At 70.6% G+C, this 16,627-nt stretch carries 19 protein-coding genes, 1 tRNA gene, 1 pseudogene and 1 riboswitch; of the genes and pseudogenes, 9 read left to right on the forward strand and 12 right to left on the reverse strand.

Features of this window, described 5'->3' with window-relative positions:
* Nucleotides 1–52 precede the first annotated feature (52 nt).
* Genes ACIBQ8_RS18635 through ACIBQ8_RS18645 form a run of 3 tightly spaced genes read right to left on the reverse strand, consistent with a single transcriptional unit; the run spans nt 53 to nt 2,445 of the window.
* The gene (locus ACIBQ8_RS18635; RefSeq protein WP_352349732.1) at nt 53–715 is read right to left on the reverse strand and encodes a response regulator transcription factor; all 663 of its coding nucleotides are present in this window, start codon (nt 713–715) and stop codon (nt 53–55) included.
* Nucleotides 712–2,103, reverse strand: a complete 1,392-nt coding sequence (locus tag ACIBQ8_RS18640) for an ATP-binding protein (protein ID WP_397192532.1) — start codon at nt 2,101–2,103, stop codon at nt 712–714. The genes ACIBQ8_RS18635 and ACIBQ8_RS18640 overlap by 4 nt, the downstream gene beginning before the upstream one ends.
* An 18-nt stretch (nt 2,104–2,121) precedes the next feature.
* Nucleotides 2,122–2,445, reverse strand: coding sequence for a hypothetical protein (locus tag ACIBQ8_RS18645; RefSeq protein ID WP_397169899.1), 324 nt, complete (start codon nt 2,443–2,445; stop codon nt 2,122–2,124).
* A 129-nt stretch (nt 2,446–2,574) separates the two neighbouring features.
* Between ACIBQ8_RS18645 and ACIBQ8_RS18650 the strand changes: the two genes are divergently transcribed.
* The 3 genes from ACIBQ8_RS18650 to ACIBQ8_RS18660 all read left to right on the forward strand — a co-directional run bounded on the left by ACIBQ8_RS18650 (nt 2,575) and on the right by ACIBQ8_RS18660 (nt 5,326).
* The gene (locus ACIBQ8_RS18650; protein ID WP_397192533.1) at nt 2,575–3,372 is read left to right on the forward strand and encodes an SDR family oxidoreductase; all 798 of its coding nucleotides are present in this window, start codon (nt 2,575–2,577) and stop codon (nt 3,370–3,372) included.
* Between the two features lie 92 nt (nt 3,373–3,464).
* The gene (locus ACIBQ8_RS18655) at nt 3,465–4,298 is read left to right on the forward strand and encodes a hypothetical protein (RefSeq protein ID WP_397192534.1); all 834 of its coding nucleotides are present in this window, start codon (nt 3,465–3,467) and stop codon (nt 4,296–4,298) included.
* A 176-nt stretch (nt 4,299–4,474) separates the two neighbouring features.
* Nucleotides 4,475–5,326, forward strand: a complete 852-nt coding sequence (locus tag ACIBQ8_RS18660; protein ID WP_397170712.1) for an SDR family oxidoreductase — start codon at nt 4,475–4,477, stop codon at nt 5,324–5,326.
* Between the two features lie 32 nt (nt 5,327–5,358).
* Here the strand turns inward: ACIBQ8_RS18660 and thiC are convergent, their stop codons facing one another.
* Nucleotides 5,359–6,837 (reverse strand): phosphomethylpyrimidine synthase ThiC, encoded by a 1,479-nt coding sequence (gene thiC / locus ACIBQ8_RS18665; RefSeq protein WP_397169904.1) that lies wholly within the window; start codon nt 6,835–6,837, stop codon nt 5,359–5,361.
* Nucleotides 6,830–6,942: riboswitch (TPP riboswitch) on the reverse strand. It overlaps the preceding gene by 8 nt.
* 35 nt (nt 6,943–6,977) lie before the next feature.
* Between thiC and ACIBQ8_RS18670 the strand changes: the two genes are divergently transcribed.
* A complete protein-coding gene (locus tag ACIBQ8_RS18670) occupies nt 6,978–7,598 on the forward strand; it encodes a class I SAM-dependent methyltransferase (protein WP_397192535.1) in 621 nt (206 codons plus the stop codon).
* Between the two features lie 78 nt (nt 7,599–7,676).
* On the opposite strand, the gene ACIBQ8_RS18675 is transcribed toward ACIBQ8_RS18670, so the two are convergent.
* The gene (locus tag ACIBQ8_RS18675; RefSeq protein ID WP_397192536.1) at nt 7,677–7,907 is read right to left on the reverse strand and encodes a hypothetical protein; all 231 of its coding nucleotides are present in this window, start codon (nt 7,905–7,907) and stop codon (nt 7,677–7,679) included.
* Nucleotides 7,904–8,317: a glycoside hydrolase N-terminal domain-containing protein gene (locus tag ACIBQ8_RS18680; protein ID WP_397192537.1), complete on the reverse strand. Its 414-nt coding sequence runs from the start codon at nt 8,315–8,317 to the stop codon at nt 7,904–7,906. The genes ACIBQ8_RS18675 and ACIBQ8_RS18680 overlap by 4 nt, the downstream gene beginning before the upstream one ends.
* Nucleotides 8,318–8,376: 59 nt before the next feature.
* Between ACIBQ8_RS18680 and ACIBQ8_RS18685 the strand changes: the two genes are divergently transcribed.
* Together ACIBQ8_RS18685 and ACIBQ8_RS18690 are read left to right on the forward strand one after the other, a co-directional pair.
* Entirely contained in the window at nt 8,377–8,727 is a 351-nt protein-coding gene (locus ACIBQ8_RS18685; RefSeq protein WP_397169909.1) for a hypothetical protein, read from the forward strand.
* A gap of 2 nt (nt 8,728–8,729) precedes the next feature.
* Complete coding sequence (locus tag ACIBQ8_RS18690; protein ID WP_397192538.1) at nt 8,730–9,566, forward strand: universal stress protein; 837 nt, start codon at nt 8,730–8,732, stop codon at nt 9,564–9,566.
* Nucleotides 9,567–9,799: 233 nt separating this feature from the next.
* Here the strand turns inward: ACIBQ8_RS18690 and ACIBQ8_RS18695 are convergent, their stop codons facing one another.
* From ACIBQ8_RS18695 to ACIBQ8_RS18710, 4 genes are all read right to left on the reverse strand, one after another.
* A complete protein-coding gene (locus ACIBQ8_RS18695; RefSeq protein ID WP_397192539.1) occupies nt 9,800–10,447 on the reverse strand; it encodes a YbaK/prolyl-tRNA synthetase associated domain-containing protein in 648 nt (215 codons plus the stop codon).
* Nucleotides 10,437–10,736, reverse strand: coding sequence for an ArsR/SmtB family transcription factor (locus tag ACIBQ8_RS18700; protein ID WP_397169914.1), 300 nt, complete (start codon nt 10,734–10,736; stop codon nt 10,437–10,439). The genes ACIBQ8_RS18695 and ACIBQ8_RS18700 overlap by 11 nt, the downstream gene beginning before the upstream one ends.
* Before the next feature lie 65 nt (nt 10,737–10,801).
* Nucleotides 10,802–11,464 carry an AIM24 family protein gene (locus ACIBQ8_RS18705; RefSeq protein ID WP_352319638.1) on the reverse strand — a complete coding sequence of 221 codons (663 nt, stop codon included), beginning with the start codon at nt 11,462–11,464 and terminating at the stop codon, nt 10,802–10,804.
* A gap of 121 nt (nt 11,465–11,585) precedes the next feature.
* Complete coding sequence (locus ACIBQ8_RS18710; RefSeq protein ID WP_352349704.1) at nt 11,586–11,972, reverse strand: response regulator; 387 nt, start codon at nt 11,970–11,972, stop codon at nt 11,586–11,588.
* A gap of 114 nt (nt 11,973–12,086) precedes the next feature.
* Between ACIBQ8_RS18710 and ACIBQ8_RS18715 the strand changes: the two genes are divergently transcribed.
* Nucleotides 12,087–12,158: transfer RNA gene (locus ACIBQ8_RS18715), tRNA-Arg, on the forward strand.
* 186 nt (nt 12,159–12,344) lie between these two features.
* On the opposite strand, the pseudogene ACIBQ8_RS18720 reads toward ACIBQ8_RS18715, so the two are convergent.
* Nucleotides 12,345–12,620: pseudogene (locus ACIBQ8_RS18720) on the reverse strand (IS5/IS1182 family transposase); the annotation flags it as partial.
* Between the two features lie 285 nt (nt 12,621–12,905).
* Nucleotides 12,906–13,529, reverse strand: a complete 624-nt coding sequence (locus tag ACIBQ8_RS18725; RefSeq protein ID WP_397192540.1) for a hypothetical protein — start codon at nt 13,527–13,529, stop codon at nt 12,906–12,908.
* Between the two features lie 511 nt (nt 13,530–14,040).
* On the opposite strand from ACIBQ8_RS18725, the gene ACIBQ8_RS18730 reads away from it, so the two are divergent.
* Nucleotides 14,041–14,433, forward strand: a complete 393-nt coding sequence (locus ACIBQ8_RS18730) for a hypothetical protein (protein WP_397192541.1) — start codon at nt 14,041–14,043, stop codon at nt 14,431–14,433.
* A gap of 189 nt (nt 14,434–14,622) precedes the next feature.
* The gene (locus ACIBQ8_RS18735) at nt 14,623–16,608 is read left to right on the forward strand and encodes a CehA/McbA family metallohydrolase (RefSeq protein WP_397192543.1); all 1,986 of its coding nucleotides are present in this window, start codon (nt 14,623–14,625) and stop codon (nt 16,606–16,608) included.
* The last annotated feature ends 19 nt before the right edge of the window (nt 16,609–16,627 follow it).

Raw genomic sequence — 16,627 nt, forward strand, 5'->3', positions numbered from 1 at the left:
TCTCATGTCCACCAGCCTGCGGCTCGCCGGTGAGGGAGCCGTGAGGCGCCCATTAGGCGGCTCTCATCCGGTAGCCGGTGCCGCGCACGGTCTCGATGCGGTCGGGGCCGATCTTCCTGCGCAGGTAGCGGACGTAGACGTCCACGACGTTCGAGCCGGGGTCGAAGTCGAAGCCCCAGACGTGGCTGAGCAGCTGCTCGCGGGTCAGCACCTGGTCGGGATGCCGGCAGAAGATCTCCGCCAGCGCGAACTCCCTGGTGGACAGGTCCACCACGCGGTCGCCGACGTGCGCCCGCCGGGTCCGCAGGTCCAGCGCCAGGTCGCCGACGCGCAGCACGGTCGGCTCGGGCGTGCGGTCGGCCCGCAGCCGCAGCCTGACCCGGGCGAGCAGCTCCTCGAAGGCGAAGGGCTTGGCGATGTAGTCGTCGGCGCCCCCTTCGAGCCCGGCGACCGTGTCGGTCACGCCGCCCCGGGCGGTCAGGATGATCACCGGGATGGCCACCTTCGACTCCCGCAGCCGCCGCAGCACGGTGAACCCGTCGCTGAGCGGCAGCCCGATGTCGAGCAGCAGCAGGTCGAACCCGCCCGAACCGGCCAGGTCGTAGGCCGCGACGCCGTCCGTGACCACGGCCGTGACGAAGCCGTTCCCGCGCAGGCCCTTCTCCAGGAAGGCCGCGATCCTGCTCTCGTCCTCGGCGATCAGGATCCGGTTCATGCCCTGACCAGCGGCAACGTCATCACGAAACAAGCGCCCCCCGCCGGGACGTCCGCCACTCTCACACCGCCTCCGTGCGCCTCCGCGATCGACCTGACGATCGCCAGCCCCAGTCCCGCCCCGTCGTGCCCGCCGGTACGTCCCGCGCCCCTGACGAACCGGCGGAAGATGCGCTCCCGGTCGGCGGGCGCGACGCCCGGCCCGCTGTCGCGCACCCACAGCTCGGCCCGCCCGTCGCGCACGGCCGATCCGACCGCGATGAGATCGTCCTCCATGGTGTGGCGGACGGCGTTCACCACCAGCTGCATGAGCGCCTGCGTGAGCCGCTGCCGGTCGGCCGGGATCCGCGCCTCGGCCACCTGGTCGACCCGCCACCGCCGGTCGCCCAGCGGCCGGGCCTTGGCCACCACGCTCACCGTCAGGTCGGCCAGCTCGACCTCCTCGACCGCGAGGAAGCCGGGCTGCTCGGCCTTGGCCAGGGTGAGCAGGTCGTCCACGATCCGGTTCATGCGGTCCAGCTCGTCGGTGACCAGGGCGAGGGTCTCCGCCCGTTCGGCCGGGTCGTCCCCCATCAGCTCCAGATGGCCGCGGATGACGGTGATGGGGGTGCGCAGCTCGTGCCCCGCGTCGTCCACGAACGTGCGCTGGACGGCGAAGGAACGTTCCAAGCGGTCGAGCATGTGGTTGAACGTGGCGGCCAGCGCGGCCACGTCGTCGTCGCCGGTCACCTTGAGCCTGCGGGTGAGGTCGGCCGAGTCGCTGATCTGCTCGGCCGTCTGGCTCACCAGCCGCACCGGGGCCAGCACCCGTCCCGCCACGAACCATCCCGCCGCCCCCGCCAGAGCCAGCGCGGCCAGCGCCGACAGCCCGAGCACGCCGACCGCGTCCACGATCTCGCCCCGGTGGCGGTCGTAGAAGACGGCGGCGACGAAATGGCCGGGACGGGGGTCGGCCGCCACCCTGACCGGGATGACGGCGTACCTGACCGTGCCCTCGACGCTCTCGGTGTCGCCGTAGGCGGGCCTGGTGGCCGCGGCCAGCGCCTTGACCAGCTTCTCGTCGGTGTCGAGCCGGGCCGGGGGCGTGACGGCGGTGATCCGGTCGGCCCTGCCGCCCACCATGGTGAAGAAGGTCTCCCAGCGGTCGGGCGCGTTGATCGCCAGGTAGCCGGTGAGCAGCTCCCGCACGTCGGAGACCGGCCGTCCGGTACGGGGGTCGTGGGCGGTGGCGGCGTACCTGCGCAGCTTCTCGGCCTCGTTGGTGAACTCCAGGTTCATCCGGTCGTCGAGGCGGGCGAGCAGGACGGTCCAGGTCGCGAAGATCGAGACCGCCAGGGCCAGGCCGACGACGGCGAGCATCCAGCCCACGATCCGGGCGCGGGCACTCACCCGCATCCGGCTCCCCGCTCAGTCGTCGTCATCGTCTTCGTCGTCATCGCCGTCATCGTCTTCGCGGTCGTCATCGTCGTCGTCTCCGCCGGTCCAGGCGCGATGGTGGTCGTCGTCGCCATCATCATCGCCGCCTCCGGGCTTCGGCGCGGGCGGCTTGACGGGTTCGGCCTCGGTTCCCGGCGACGTGAACGGCCGTACGTCGCCGACCGGCGTCCCCGGCGAGGTCGAGACCGTGACGGACTCCCCCAGATCGGGCCCGTCGCCGGCCGCCCGCACCCAGCCGGCCGAGAGGAAGCCCGCCGCCGTCAGCGCCACGAGAATGAGCAGCACGCGTTTCATGAGGTAGAGCGTCCGCCGCTCGGAGGAGACCATCCTGAGGCCAGGATGAGGAACCTCTCATCCCTTCCCATCCGGCCCGCCGTCATTAGAATCATGTTCTGATACCGGCTGGTCGGTCAGGAGGTCTTCATGCGGGTGCGGGACAAGGTGATCGTCGTCACGGGCGCGGCCGGCGGCATCGGACGGGCGATGGCCCTGCGCTTCGCCGCCGAAGGAGCCGCCGGGATCGTGCTGGCCGACCTGGACGAGCCCGGCGCGCGGGCCGTGGCCGACGAGATCGGCGAGCGGGCGGTGGCCGTACGCGCGGACGTCTCCGTCGAGTCCGACGTGGCCGCGCTGGCCGAGCCCACCCCCTTCGGCCCGGTGGACGTGTTCTGCTCCAACGCCGGCGTCATCGGCGGCTCCGGCCTCGACGCCCCCCTCCAGGAATGGACCTCCCTGTACGCGGTCAACGTCCTGGCCCACGTGCACGCCGCCCGCGCCGTCATCCCCGGCATGATCGCCCGCGGCGGCGGCTACCTGCTGAACACCTGCTCGGCGGCTGGGCTGGTGAGCTGCCCCGGCGACGCGCCGTACGCCGTCACCAAGGCCGCGGCCATCGCCTTCGCCGAGTGGGTGGCCATCCACTACGCCGCGCAGGGCATCAAGGTCAGCGTGCTGTGCCCGCAGGGCGTGCGTACCGGGATGCTGGAGCGCGGCGTCGAGGAGGACCACCTGACGGCGCGCGCCGTGGGGGCGTCGGGCGCGATCCTCGACCCCGCCGACGTGGCGACCGCCGTGATCGAGGGCCTGGCCGCCGAACGGTTCCACATCCTGCCCCACCCCGAGGTGGCCGACTTCTACCGCCGCAAGGCCGAGGCCCCGGACAGATGGCTAGCCGCAATGTCCAGCTTCATCACCACCCTCCAATCCACCCCGAACGCCTGACCGCGGGCCGACATCTTCGCTCCCCGCACCCGACAGGCGCTCCCGCAAGGCACTCCCCTCGCCGTCGCCGTCCGCGAAAGGCCGATGTGACCATGGACCAGCACCTCACCCGGACCGCCCGCCAGGCCTGGCGTCGCCTGGAACCCGTCCACGGGATGATCTATTTCGTCCCCGAGGCCACCACCCGCTACGCCGCCCTCGGCCTCACCGGCATGTCCGGATATTTCACCTCACGCTCCGCCCCCTTGGGCCCCGCCCCCGCCGACCTCGTCATCGCCACGTTCTACAACTTCAACCCCGACCTCGTACGCCGCTCACTCCCCTGGGACCAGGTCACCCCCGCCCAGGTCCTGCAAGCCCGCCTCGAAGCCGCCGCCGAAGCCCTCCGCCGGGCCGCCGTCCACGAGCTTCCCGACCTCGTCCCCGTGCTCACCCTCGCCAGGCGCGCCGCCGAGGCCGCCTGCGACCACCCCCAGGGCCGCCCCCTGTTCGCCGCCCACGCCGCACTCCCCTGGCCCGACGACCCCGTCCTCCAGCTCTGGCACGCCCAGACCCTCCTGCGCGAGTTCCGCGGCGACGGCCACGTGGCGACACTGCTGGCCGAGGGCATCACCGGCCTCGAAGCCCTCGTCCTGCACGCGGCCAGCGGCGAGGTCGCCAAGCCGTTCCTCACCATGAGCCGCGCCTGGCCCCCGGACCAGTGGGCGCACGCCGAGACCACCCTCCGCACCCGCGGCCTGCTGACCCCCGACAACGACCTGACCCCCGAAGGCAAGTCCCTGCGCCACCACCTCGAAACCCGCACCGACACCCTGGCCATGCCCGCCTACGGCGCCCTGGGCGAACCCGACTGCGAACGCCTCGCCGACCTCGGCCGCCCCTTCGGCCGCCGCGTGGTGGACGCCGGCCTCCTCAAGCTCACCTGATCACCTGCGCCCCGCCTCCTTGCCGATGGCCGTCACCTGGAGGCTGGATGAGGAGATGCCCGCGGACCTGTTCCGGCGTGCCGCCATCGCCGGCTGACCGCCGCGGCTCGCCGGAAAGGGCTGATCTGGGCGAAGCATGACGTTACCGATACCCCGTGACGGGAAGATCGCCGGACATGTCGGAGACACCACCACCCCAGAGCCAGCCGTACCCGGGCCGTACGGACGAGATGTCCCCCGAGCCGCGCGACGAGATGCGCGGCTACGAGGGCAGGGACCTGCTGGCGGGCAAGAAGGCGCTGATCACCGGCGGCGACTCGGGCATCGGCCGGGCGGTGGCGGTGGCGTTCGCCAAGGAGGGCGCGGACGTCGCCATCGCCTACCTCGACGAGCACGACGACGCCAACCACACCCGCGGCCTGGTCGAGCAGGAGGGACGGCGCTGCGTGCTGCTGCCCGGCGACCTGGGCGACCGCGACCACTGCGCGACGGTCGTGGAGCAGGCGGTCGCCGAGCTGGGCGGCCTGGACGTCCTGGTCAACAACGTGGCCTACCAGGCGCCGGTCGACGGCCTGGAGGAGCTGACGGACGAGCAGTGGGAGCACACGTTCGCGGTCAACATCCACAGCTACTACCGCGTCACCAAGGCCGCGCTGCCGCACCTGCGGGAGGGCAGCGCGATCGTGAACACCTCCTCGATCAACGGCCTGCGCGGCAACAAGACCCTCATCGACTACGCCGCGACGAAGGGCGCGATCAACGCCTTCACCTACTCCATGGCCCAGAACCTGGTCGAGCGCGGCATCAGGATCAACGCCGTCGCCCCCGGCCCGGTCTGGACGCCGCTGATCCCGGCCACGATGCCGGAGGAGAAGGTGGAGAAGTTCGGCGCGCAGGTGCCGATGAAGCGGGCCGCCGACCCCGACGAGATCGCCCCTTCGTACGTGTTCTTCGCCGCCGACCGGCTGTCCTCGTACTACACGGGCGAGGTGCTGGCCCCGATCGGCGGCGAGACGCTCCCGGGCTGACCGCGCGGGCCGGCCCGGGGCCTCCACCAAGATCAGAGATAGATCGAGCCGCCCTTTCCGAGGAACTCGGCCGCCTTGCCGGCCATGCCCGCCCGCACCTCGTGGCTGAGCTTCATCGAGCAGAACTTCGGGCCGCACATCGAGCAGAAGTGCGCGGTCTTGGCGGGCGCGGCCGGCAGGGTCTCGTCGTGGAAGGCGCGGGCGGTGTCCGGGTCGAGCGACAGGTCGAACTGGTCCTCCCAGCGGAACTCGAACCGGGCGTCGGACAGGGCGTCGTCCCACGCCTGGGCCTGCGGGTGCCCCTTGGCGAGGTCGGCCGCGTGCGCCGCGATCTTGTACGTGATCACGCCGGTCTTGACGTCGTCGCGGTTGGGCAGGCCGAGGTGCTCCTTGGGGGTGACGTAGCAGAGCATGGCGGTGCCGTACCAGGCGATCATGGCGGCGCCTATGCCCGAGGTGATGTGGTCGTACCCGGGGGCGATGTCGGTGACGAGCGGGCCGAGGGTGTAGAAGGGCACGTCGTCGCAGAGCTCGCGCTGCAGGTCGACGTTCTCCTTGATCTTGTGCATGGGCACGTGGCCGGGGCCCTCGATCATCACCTGGACGTCGTGCGCGTGCGCGATCTTGGTCAGCTCGCCCAGGGTGCGCAGCTCGGCGAACTGGGCCTCGTCGTTGGCGTCCGCGATCGAGCCGGGACGCAGCCCGTCGCCCAGCGAGAACGTCACGTCGTAGCGGGCCAGCAGGGCGCACATCTCGTCGAAGTGCTCGTACAGGAAGCTCTCGCGGTGGTGGGCCAGGCACCAGGCGGCCATGATCGAGCCCCCGCGCGAGACGATCCCGGTCTTGCGCCGGACGGTCAGCGGGACGTGCGCCAGCCGCACGCCCGCGTGCACCGTCACGTAGTCGACGCCCTGCTCGCACTGCTCGATCAGGGTGTCGCGGTAGACCTCCCACGACAGCGCCTCGGGACGCCCGCCCACCTTCTCCAGCGCCTGGTAGACGGGCACGGTCCCGACCGGGACGGGCGAGCTGCGGATGATCTGCTCGCGGGTCGCGTGGATGTCCGGGCCGGTGGACAGGTCCATGACGGTGTCGGCGCCCCACCGGGTGGCCCAGGTCATCTTCTCGACCTCCTCCTCGATCGAGGAGGTGACGGCGGAGTTGCCGATGTTGGCGTTGATCTTGACCAGGAAGTTCCGGCCGATCGCCATCGGCTCGGACTCCGGATGGTTGACGTTGGCCGGGATGACCGCCCGTCCGGCCGCGACCTCCTGCCGGACGAACTCGGGCGTCATCCCCTCCCGTACGGCCACGAACTCCATCTCCTTGGTCACCACGCCGCGCCGCGCCGCGCCGAGCTGGGTGACCGGCGACCCCCACGCCGAGCGGTCGGTACGCGACGGCCCCGAGGTGTCGTAGAGCCGCACCGACGTGCCGTTCGACAGCCTGACCTCGCGCATCGGCACCTGCAGGTCACCGATGTGGATCTTGGAAAAGCGCGCGTCGCTCATCGCGCAAACTCCCTTCGCCGGCATTATCCGGAGCAGGTTCTGGCGGTCGGCGGCTGACAGCCGTCCTCTCAGCCCGGTCCGCACCGGGCTCCCGCGTTGGTCATCGCGATCATAACCCGGCGCGTGGCAGGATCAAGGGGATGTCTGATCCCAGTGCGCACACGACCGCCACCTACGACCGCATCGCGCGCCAGTTCGACGAGCAGGTCGCCAATCCGTCACGCCCGTTCGCGGCCTTCCGCGACCGGTTCGCCGCAGCCCTGCCCGCCGGAGCCACGGTCGCCGACCTGGGGTGCGGCCCGGGGCGCGAGTCGGCCTGGTTCGCCGGACGCGGCCTGACCACCGTGGGCGTGGACCTGTCGATCGAGATGGCCCGGCTCGCCGCCGGGCGCGGCGTGCCCACCGTTCTGGGCGATCTGCGACGCCCGCCGCTGGCGCCGTCGTCCCTGGACGGCGTCTGGTCGGCCGCGGCCCTCGTGCACGTGCCGTCCGAGCAGACCGAGCCGACGCTGCGCGCCTGGCACGCGGCGCTGCGCCCCGGCGGGGTGCTCGCGCTGACCACCGCCCTGGGCGACAGCGAGGGCTGGGAGCCGGTGCCGTACCGGACGGAGTACGAGCGCTGGTTCGTCCACCGCGACGCGGGCGACCTGCTCGCGGTGCTGGACGCGGCCGGGTTCGCGGTCGCCTGGCACGAGACGAACGCCACGCACCGCACGTGGTTCAGCGTGCTGGCGACAGCGCGCAGCTCTCCCCTGCCCTAGTCTTCGGGTCGAGCGCGAACCCGGGGCCGCGCAGCTGAGCGGCCCCGCCGCGCGCCAGGCGGCCGGCAGCAGTTCGATCTATTGTGCCCCCGCCGCCGGGGCCGGGCCGCGGTAGCCGGGGTGGACGGGCGCGTGGTCGGTGGCCGCCGAGAAGACGAGCACCGCGCTGTCGGCACCGGTCGCCACGACGCGGTCGCCCTCGTCCGTACGGGTGCCGCCCTCGGTCAGCACTTGCACCTGCCCCTCGTACACCAGGCCGTTGTCGGCCGGCACGCCCCGGACGCGCAGCCGTCCTGCCTCAGCGGTCACATCCTCCCCGCCATCATGCGCGGTGCCAAACGCAACATGAACCCCATGCGTCCCCGAGGTGCCGCTGTCAGCCTCCCGACGATGGCGTGCGCCGGGTACGAGGCGAAATATTTCCTGGTGAGCACCACTCCGCGGGCGTCCTCGTCCGTCACGGCGGCCGAAGTTCCGGTACGCCCCGAAGCCCGGAACGTGCCCCACGGCGGGTTCCCCCGTATCGCGGCCACCTCCGCCGGCGCCATCGAACCCCGCTCTCCGATGCCCGGACCGCCGGTCCACAACCACTTCTCGTTGAACTGGACGCGCTCGGCCGAGAGCGTCCCGGACACGCAGGCGCCGAGCGCTCGGTTGCCGATCGGCAGGACATGTCCTTCCCAACCGGGAGCGGGCTCGTCGTACCGGAGCGTCAGCATGGCGATCACCCTGAGGTTTGGCGATCGCCCCTGGCGGTACGGACTCCCTCAGGGGAACTATGATGAAGATCGCCGCTGTGGCCGCGATCGTGGCTCTCACCACGATCGGACCGGCTGCCGCCTCTGGGGACGGCATCGAGCAGCAGGAAGTGAGCAAGCAGCAATACCGGACGCTGACCGCCCAGTGCCGCTACGCCGACACACCAGCCCTGCGCCAGAAGTGCAGGCAGGCGGTCAAGGAGAACTACCGTATCGGCCGGCGCAACCGTTCACTCGACTGCCGGACGTACTCCGGCGTGACGGTCTGCGGCGAACTGCTCCTCAGCAAGACCGAGCGCGCGTGCATCGACGAGTCCACCAGACAGGGCTTGGCCTATCGCCGCGCCGAAGTGGAATGTTACGTGGCCTGACCATGATCGTCGCAGGTGTCGACGGCTCGCCGACCGGACTGCTGTCCGTCGACTGGGCCGCCAAGGAGGCAGTGCTGCGCGGGGTGTCGCTGACCGTGGCCCACGTGGTGCCCGACTGGGTCTGCCGCCCGATCTCCGGCCGGTACGCGGAGGTGGGCAAGTGGATGCGCGACGGCGCCAACGAGGTGCTCGCGGCCGCCGAACGGCAGGCCCGCGAACTGGGCGCCGAGGTGACCACGGAACTCGTGCCCGGCGATCCCCGCGCCGCGCTGATCAAGACCGCCGAGCAGGCCGACCTGCTCGTCGTCGGCAGTCGTGGCCTGGGCGGCGTACGCGGGCTGCTGCTCGGCTCGGTCGCCCACGGGGTGGCCGCGCACGCCCAGACGGACGTCGTCCTGGTCCGCGACCCGCCCGCCGTTCCGCGTGGTGAGCTGGTGGTCGGCGTCGACCGTTCCGAGGGCAGCCTGCGCGCGCTGAAGTTCGCCTTCGCCGAGGCCGAACTGCGCGGCGCCAGGCTGCGCGCGGTGGAGGCCTTCGCCTGGCCGCGTCCCTCGGGATTCGGGCCCGCCGATCCGGAGGCCGAACGCGAGACCCGCGAGGCCCTGCGGACCTTCCTCGCCATACCCCGTCAATGCCATCCCGGCGTGGAGGTGATCGAGGACGTCCTGCACGGCCATCCCGTCGAGGTGCTGCGCGAGGTGGCGGCGGGGGCTGACCTGCTGGTCGTCGGCAGCCGGGGACACGGCACGCTGAAAGGCATGCTCATCGGCTCGGTCAGCCAGGCCATGCTGCACCACGCGCCGGGGACGCTCGCGATCGTGAAAGCCACCTCCGTCTAGGAGTCGCTCCCGCAGCCCGCCACTTTCCCGCGCCTCAGAGCAGAGCCATGCGCGCCCCCCTCGCCTGCACCCGCTCCCCCTCACCCTCGCCGCCCTGACCCGCCACGTGACCCCGACCGCCTCTCACCCCCCGCCGCTCTGACCTGCGCCTGACCCGGGCCGCCTCTCACCCCCCGCTGCCACTGGCCCGCACCCGACTCCCGGTGACCCTGGCCCTGGAGGCCCGCCGGTGGCTAACCGGCGGCCGGCACCGCCGCCGCCACGATGTCGGCCACGCGCGGCTCGGCCAGCCGTATGTAGTCGTCGGTGGCAAGCGCCAGCGAACGGTCGAGACGTGCGGCGTTGAAGTAGATCTCCGGCAGCTCCAGCAGTGAAGGATCGACCACCAGCTCAAGGCGAGGGTCATAACTGAACGGCAACACCGTCCCGCTGACGCTGCCCGCCAGCTCCTCAGCCCGCTCCTTGTCGGCGAAGGCCACGTACGTCCCCTCCAGCAGCCCCTTGACCGCCTGCAGATCCAGCCGCGCGTCCCCCGGCACGACGGCCAGCACGTGCCGGGTGCGCTTCTTGCCGATCTTGACCATCACGATCAGGCACTTGGCCGCCTGCTCGACACCGTGCCCGCGCAGGGCGCTCACCTGCTCGGTACGCCCCTCCGCCGGATGATCGATCACCCGGTACCGCGCCCCGCCCGCATCGAGGTCGGCGATCAGCCGCTCATAGGCGTCCGGCCGCCGGCCACCCTCGGAACCTTCGGCGGCATCGGCCCCTGCGTGTGCTCCGCGACCTTCTCCGGCATCGGGACCTTCGTAGGCTCCGCGACCTTCTCCGCCATCGGCGCCTTCGGCGGCGTCGGGACCTTCGTAGGCGTCACCAGTCACTGCTCAACATCTCCTTGGCCTCGGCGATCCGGCCCTCGTCGCGCTGGTAGAACACCCACTGCTTGATCTTCGTGCCCCGGATCAGCCCCGCCTGGGCCAGCACCTTGAGATGCTCGCCGCAGGTGGGCCGGCTCACGCCCAGCTTCTCGGCGATGAACAACGAGCAGACGCCGTCGCGTACCAGATCGCCGTCACGCTGCGGGCCGAAGTGCCGCTCGGGGTCGCGCAACCACTCAAGGATGAGCAGCCGCTTGTCGCTGGCCAGCGCCTTGACCAGATCCACATCCACCGATCCAGTATGGCAATAAGCTAATTACCTGTCCACGCCCGGCAAGCCCCCTGAGCCGTACGGCCTCAGGACGTCTGCACCACCGGCGCCCCTTCGCTGGCCTGCACCAGGACGAACCCCTGCCCCCGGAACGCCAGCTGCATGGCCTCGCCGCTCCCCCGCCCGATCAGCGCCCCGACCTTCATCGTGCGGTTGACCCCGACCTGCAACCCCGTGCTCCAGCACACCGCCGCCTGCCCGTCCACGAACGTCGGCATCCGCGCCACGTCCAGCAGCACCGGCGTGCCGTGCGTGGTCACCGCCACCCACCCCGTGCCGGTCACCGTGGTGTTGAACAGCCCACCGGCCGCCACCCCGGCGCCCTGAACCCGCTGGATGTCCCATCTCAGCTCCGGCCCGAACGCCAGCAGGTTCCGCCCGTTGACCGTCAGCCCCTCGTTCTCCAGGTAGAAGAGGTGGATGTCGTCGGCGTTGTCGGCCAGATAGAGCTGCCCCTGGCCGCGTACCCGCATCAGGGAGGCCCCCTCCCCCGTCACGGCCTTCTTCAGCAGCCTGCCGAGCCCGCCGCCCTCGTAGTCGAAGTCCATCTGCCCCTGGAAGGCGACCATGGACCCCTGCTTGGCAAGCACCTCGTGCGGCAACTGGACCCGCAGCATCTTGTGGTTCTCCAGCGCGAACCCGCCGGGAAGCGGCTGGCCGGCCAGGTTGCCGAAGATCGAACTACGCACGTCGCGCCTTTCACGTCGATGGTCGTCGCCGCCGACGTGCATCCGGAGCCGGCCCGAGCGGCGTCACCTCCGCCGCTCCCACCACCTCCGGCACACCATCCGGCGCCGTTCTACACCCCCATCAACTCGGCGCCCCGGAAGCGAGTTCCCGTACCACCTGAATGAGCTCGGCCGGATCGAACGGCTTCGTCAGGTACGCGTCGACCCCGATCCCCAGCCCCCGCCTCCGGTCGTCGTCCTGCGCCCGCGCCGTGATCAGGACGACCTTGATGTGACTGGTCGCCTCCTCCGTACGCAACTTCTCCGCCGTCGCCCACCCGTCGAGGCAGGGCATCATCACGTCCAGCGTGATCACATCCGGCATGACGTCCATCACGCGATCCAGACAGTCCTGCCCATCGGTGGCGGTCGACACCTCGAACCCCTCAAGGTTCAGGTTGACCGCGATGAGCTGCCGGATGACCTCGTCGTCATCCACGACCAGTACTTTGCCAAGAACGTCGCTCACGGGCGCAAAGCTAGCCCGTAGCGGGCCGGTCACGTGGGGTTTTCGCGGGATGCGTTCAAGGAGCGTTATCTGGTGCCGAGTGGTCCCCAGATGCTGATAGCCTTATCACTCGTCGCCCCCTTAGCTCAGGGGATAGAGCACCGGCCTCCGGAGCCGGGTGCGTAGGTTCGAATCCTACAGGGGGCACACACGATCTCCATCGAGAGATGGCCAAGGACCTGCGGAAACGCAGGTCCTTCTGCGTTCCAGGCATGCCACCCGCTGCCCCCGAGGGCGAGCATGGGCACGTACCGGGCATGTACCGATCATGAGATGGCACGACGGCCCGCCGCTCACCGACGTTGGATCATGCTCTGCGAACGGCCATGTACGTCGGGTAGAGCGCCCTGCGGCGGCGTCCACGTAGTCGGCTAGCGCGGCCAGCAGGTCCAGGCTTTCGCAAACATGGCGCAACGCTATGGCGAATCCGTTGGCCGATCAGGCGTGGGTGTCGCCGTTGCGCGGGTGGGCCAGGACGAGCAGCGCCTGCTGGGCTGGGTCCGACCGACGCCGCCGGGAACCGCGTTCGGCACGCTGGGTGCGGATGAGTTCGGCCAAGCGGATGAGGGTGTGGTGGGTCAGCGGAATCGCGGCACGACAGGACAGCAACGAGGTTCTTGGTTGGGGCATCGAACTTTGCTCGACTGCTGTCTTACCAGGAGCCTCCTCCGCCCTACACATACCCCTAGTGGTCAGCTTCATCAATTCGGAAGGAGCTCCGTACTTGGTGGCCTCCGCCGGCACCACGCAATGGTTTCTGGGTGAGTTTTGCCGGTATCGATGAGAACCGCGAGTTCGATGGTGTTCTTCCCGGCCATGCCGTTTCTCGGGGCTGCGACGTGAGGCAACGCGTCCTGGTCGTTCACTTCCTTCTGCCGCGGCAGTCGAAGAATTTCAGCCGCTTTCGGTGGACTTCTTCTGAAGGAATTCGCCCCACACTGAGACAGCGGCTCCCTTGTCCCAAAGTCCTCCATCGTCATCGCGCGGATAGAAGTCGTTGGTGACGTATTCGGCAAGGTCTCGGCCGTAGCTGATGATGTCCGTTCCCCATATCGACAGCACCTGACTGCCGTACGTACCGCGGCCACCAGGTAGGAAGCGGTGTCCATAAAGCGGAATGAGCTTCGGCGCCCTCGCCAGCTCCTGCCCCGCGATCCGTAACGCCTCCGCACTGTTCTCCGGCGGGGCTCCCCATGACCTCAGCCACGCACCGCGCTGCACATCATTCAGCACCTCACGCACAGGCCATTCCAAATGAAGGCGGAGTTGCTCCTCCTCACCGTCGCGCCAGTCGGGCCAGGGGCGCTCCCACGTGGCACCCTCCTCCGGCCGAGCGGAGTTGACGGGAAGTCCGGCGGCAAGAAACGCGCGGTGATCGTCGGCGAACTCGATGCCGTACTCAATCTCGATCCAGGCGAACTCCCTGTCGGTCAAACCTGGCCTGACCTCACATATCCCGGACAACGCCAACCGCCGAGCGGCTTCACGACCGAGACGGACCGCATCAGGGTGCAGCACGCCCTCCACCATACCGAGCCACGGTTGTGAACGCCGGGGCCCTGTGGATCGGCGTCGGCAGAGGAATTGTGCGTGGTTCATCGGCGCATGGAAGGTGGCAAACTGCCTTTGACAGTGCGCGCAGGACGGTGGAGAGCACTGACCTCTTGGAACAGCGTTATGTAGGATTCGCTCTCCGCCATTGACGAATATTGCGCAGCCCACCACAGCCTGGGAGCATGTTGACGCTCGCCGGGCTGCGGTCCGCGGAATGGGGTTGATCGGAGCCATGGGCCTGGGCGGCGGCAAGCAGGCGTCCGACGCGGGCTACAGTTGATCACGTTTGCCGCGAAATTCATGCCCGTCGCGGACCCGGAAAAACTCCGCGACGGGCGCGGCGAATTCTTCCCAGCGACCTAAGACACGGCCTGACAATGAGGTACGGAAAAGGGGGCCCATGCGGTACGCCGGCACCGGTGCGACGGAGGCGCGGGCGCATTTTCGCCGGACCCTGGGCTGCGGGGGTGTTCTGGTGGCGGTCGTGCTGCTCGCCGCGGCCGTCGCGTGGGCGGACAGCCAGCTCGTCGACAGCGCGCTCTCGTACTGTTTCGGCGATCTCGACGCGGGCGAGGCGCTGGCCGGCCTGGTTTTTCTCGGCGGCAGGTGGCTGCTTTTCATGGCCGTCTTCCTGTGCGGCGCGCTGCTCCTCGCCGGGTTCCGCGCGCTCGGGAGGCGAGCCGACGGCAGCGCCGCCGTCGCGGCTTTCCGGGTGGGTTTCTGGGTCACCGCCGCGCTTTTGGCGGTCGTCCCGGCCGGCCTGATTCTTTATGCTTTCGCGACGACCGGCACCCCTACCGGCGCTGCAGGGCTCAATTGCGGCGTGGGCAACGTGCCGCCGTGGTGGCCGGGCTGGCTGCCGTCCTGAGGGCGGCCGGGATCGGCCGAGGATGCGGCGCAGCACCTTGCGAGCCCGTGGACATGCCGGGCGCGTCGATCGGCTGGAGGTCATGCTCTTCGCCGCGAAGTGGGACACAGCGGGAGATCCCTGTCAGTATGACGGTGGGTCCCCTCCGAGGAGTGTCCGATGTGTGACGATGCGTTGCTTCCTGGTCCCGTGTCCGCCGCTCTGGCCGAGTACCGCGCGCTCCGTGACGCGCACGGCCCCTGCTGGGGCGAACCGTCTCTGTCCTACGTCGTCCAGGCATGGGCGACGGTCTTCCTCGACCGCCGTTACAACTTCTACACCACCGGCCTGCGCCAACTGGCCGAGCGCTATCCCGACCTGCCCGCTGCCGAGCTGGAGGATCACCTCGGCGAGGTGGACGCCGACCGGGTGGTACGTGACGCGCTCGCCGGGGACGTCGTGGACAACCTGCCCGTGCTGCGCCTGACGCCCGGCGGCTGCGCGGTGGCGGCCGTCACGCGAATCGTGCTGGACGGCGAGCCGTTCCGTACGGCGTTGCTGCTCGACTCCAGCAGGGACGAACCGGTCACCGTGACCGTGGACGGCACCCTGTACACGGTGGAGGCGCGCGGGGCCAAGGTGGTCGAGGTCGCCGAGTCCGTCGTCGTCGACGGGCAGCCGGTCGATCTGGCGTCGCTGAGCAGGCGGGTGGCGGCGGCCGGCGTGCGGTTGCGCGCGGGGTTCCCGTGCCGGTGGAGCGTGACGAGCGCGGACGGCCAGGGCTGGTACCCCGACGGCGCGCCGCCCAAGCTGGACGCGCATCGCAGGCCGTTCTTCCACGGCGACGACCTCGTGGTCCGCGTGCCCGCCGAGCCCGTCACCGTGACCGTGGCCAGGGGGATGGAGTACGGCACCGCCGAAGTGACCGTCACTCCGCAGGCCGGCGCGGAGACGCTGGTGGAGCTGGCGCCCGAACGGCTGTACGACGCGGCCGCCCGCGGCTGGTACGGCGGCGACCTGCACGTCCATCTCAACTGGATGGGCGAGGAGCCCGCCGCGCCCGAGCTGGCCGCCGCCGCGCAGCACGGCGAGGACCTCCACGTGCTCAACCTGGTGGCGGGCAACGTGGCGGGCGAGCGCGTCTACGACGTGGAGGCGCTGGCGCAGTGGGTGGGCAAGGACCTGCCGTGGTCCGACGACCGGCACGTGGCCAGGATCGGCGTCGAGTACCGCAACGACGTGCTCGGCCACTGCACGGCGTTCGGGCTGCGCGGGCTGCCGGGCCGCTACCACTCGGGGTTCGGCGGCGCGGCCGACTGGCCGCCCAACGCGGCGGCGTGCGAGGAGCTGAGGGCGCTCGGCGGGATCATCTCCTACGGTCACCCGTTCCACACCGCGTTCGGCGAGGACGACCCGCCGGACGTCGTGCTCGATCGCGGACGGTCCTGCGCGGCCAGGGAGATCGTGGCCGACGCCGCGCTGGGTCTGATCGACTCGCTCGACGTGCTCAACCACTCCTCCGTCCTGGCCACGGCGGCCGTGTACCGCCGTCTCGTCGGCGCGGGCAACAGGCTGGCGGTGACGGCGGGGACCGACGCCGTGCTGTCGTTCTGCCGCCGCGGCACCGCCTCGGCCCCGCCCGGCTGGGAGCGCGTGTACGCCAACGTCGCCGGACCCCTCACCGCCGAGTCCTACGCCGAGGCGATCCTGCACGGCCGTACGTTCGCCACCACCGGGCCGTGGCTGGAGCTCACGGTGAACGGGCACGGCCCCGGCGACACGCTGGAGCTGCTGCCGGGGCAGGAGGTGGAGATCGTGGTCTCCACGATCGGGCCGGAGGTGGAGGAACTGGAGATCCGCACCGCTGCGGGCGTGCTCGCGCAGGGGCCTCCCGGACAGCTGGTGGCCACGATGACGGCGGGCGAACCGACGTACGTGGTGGCCGTGGCGAGCGGCGGCCCGCATCCGCGCTCGCAGCACCGGCGCGGCGCCTACGCCCACACCAGCCCCGTGTACCTCGACGTCGCGGGCGGCCACGTGGCCAGGGAGGCGGACGTGCGCTGGTGCCTGGCCTGGCTGGACCGGCTGGAGTCGATCCTGCGCGAGTCCGGCCGCTTCGACGCCCCCGCCCAGGTGGACGATCACCTGGCCCTGTACGAGCGAGCCCGGCAGGTCTACCGCGACCGCCTGCCCTGACCGGAGCTCGCGGAGGAAC

The organism is Nonomuraea sp. NPDC049646, from assembly GCF_044465525.1.
In the GTDB taxonomy this organism is placed as follows: Bacteria; Actinomycetota; Actinomycetes; order Streptosporangiales; family Streptosporangiaceae; genus Nonomuraea.

Coding starts and splice junctions, on each gene's coding strand:
- ACIBQ8_RS18650 (WP_397192533.1), top strand. CDS start 2,575: ATGCGGGTGCGGGACAAGGTGATCGTCGTCACGGGCGCGGCCGGCGGC.
- ACIBQ8_RS18660 (WP_397170712.1), top strand. CDS start 4,475: ATGTCGGAGACACCACCACCCCAGAGCCAGCCGTACCCGGGCCGTACG.
- ACIBQ8_RS18635 (WP_352349732.1), bottom strand. CDS start 715: ATGAACCGGATCCTGATCGCCGAGGACGAGAGCAGGATCGCGGCCTTC.
- ACIBQ8_RS18670 (WP_397192535.1), top strand. CDS start 6,978: ATGTCTGATCCCAGTGCGCACACGACCGCCACCTACGACCGCATCGCG.
- ACIBQ8_RS18655 (WP_397192534.1), top strand. CDS start 3,465: ATGGACCAGCACCTCACCCGGACCGCCCGCCAGGCCTGGCGTCGCCTG.
- ACIBQ8_RS18645 (WP_397169899.1), bottom strand. CDS start 2,445: ATGAAACGCGTGCTGCTCATTCTCGTGGCGCTGACGGCGGCGGGCTTC.
- ACIBQ8_RS18690 (WP_397192538.1), top strand. CDS start 8,730: ATGATCGTCGCAGGTGTCGACGGCTCGCCGACCGGACTGCTGTCCGTC.
- ACIBQ8_RS18685 (WP_397169909.1), top strand. CDS start 8,377: ATGATGAAGATCGCCGCTGTGGCCGCGATCGTGGCTCTCACCACGATC.
- thiC (WP_397169904.1), bottom strand. CDS start 6,837: ATGAGCGACGCGCGCTTTTCCAAGATCCACATCGGTGACCTGCAGGTG.
- ACIBQ8_RS18680 (WP_397192537.1), bottom strand. CDS start 8,317: ATGCTGACGCTCCGGTACGACGAGCCCGCTCCCGGTTGGGAAGGACAT.